At 68.7% G+C, this 914-nt stretch carries 1 pseudogene; it reads right to left on the bottom strand.

The features are described from left to right. Positions 1-914: pseudogene (locus ADL01_RS21990) on the bottom strand (hypothetical protein); the annotation flags it as partial.

The following is a 914-nucleotide window of genomic DNA, read 5'->3' as shown; positions in this document are numbered from 1 at the left end:
ATGCCGACGCCCAGGTAGCTCCGCTTGTTCGGCCAAGCAGCAGGCTTCGGGCCGCGTATCTCGCCGTACGGCTTGAATGCCCGCCGGGTTATCGGCTGGCTGGTGTTCGTGACGTCGATCGTCGTGTTGGCCGTGCCCAGGTGGTCGGCCAGCAGCACGTTGCGTTTGTGGCCGGTGGTCGCGCCGTTGCTCGTCGTGCGGACCACCGTCGGGGCGCCCGGGTGGGCGTAGGCGCGCGAGGCACGCACGATCGCGCCGGTCGCATCCGTTGTCACCTCGGTTTCGCCCAGGTACAGGGTGGAGCCCGACGGGGAGTTCTCCAGGAGGCGGTTGCCGGTCGCGTCGTAGACGTACGTCGTTTTCTTGCCGTCGTCCGTGATCGTGGCGGGCTTGTTCTCCTGCGTCCAGACCAGGGACTGCGTCGTCGCCGCCAGGTCGCGGGTCTTCGTGTTGCCCACCGCGTCGTACGAGTAACTGCTGCCCTGCCCTGGCGGGTTGGACGTGACAGAGCCGAGCGTGTGCGGCTGCTTGGCCACCGCGTTGCCGTAGCCGTACCTGAACGTGACGTTCTTCGCCGCGTCCGCCGGATCGTGCTCCGTCATCACGGCGCGGTTGCCCAGCCAGTCGAACGTGAACGACTGGCGGTACGCCGTCGCACCCGTCGAGACCGTCTGGGGATCCGGAGCCGTTGCCGCCAGCGTCGACCGCAGTGAGCTGTCCGGGGCGGTCACGTCCGTCGACGTGTCGGGGGCGTCCGCCACCGGGCCCGACGACGGCGCGTAGTCCTTGCGGGGACCCCACGTCGTACCGTTCGCCGCCTTGCAGCCCTGGCCGTCGACCGGCGTGATCTTCGACGTCCAGGCGTTGACCAGCTCACCCATCACGTCGTACGTGAAGCACTGCGTGTCCCACGG

The sequence above is a fragment of the Streptomyces sp. NRRL WC-3618 genome, from assembly GCF_001280005.1.
GTDB lineage: Bacteria > Actinomycetota > Actinomycetes > Streptomycetales > Streptomycetaceae > Streptomyces.
The sequence above is the reverse complement of the archived record's forward strand: the minus strand, read 5'-3'. Positions and strand labels throughout refer to the sequence as shown.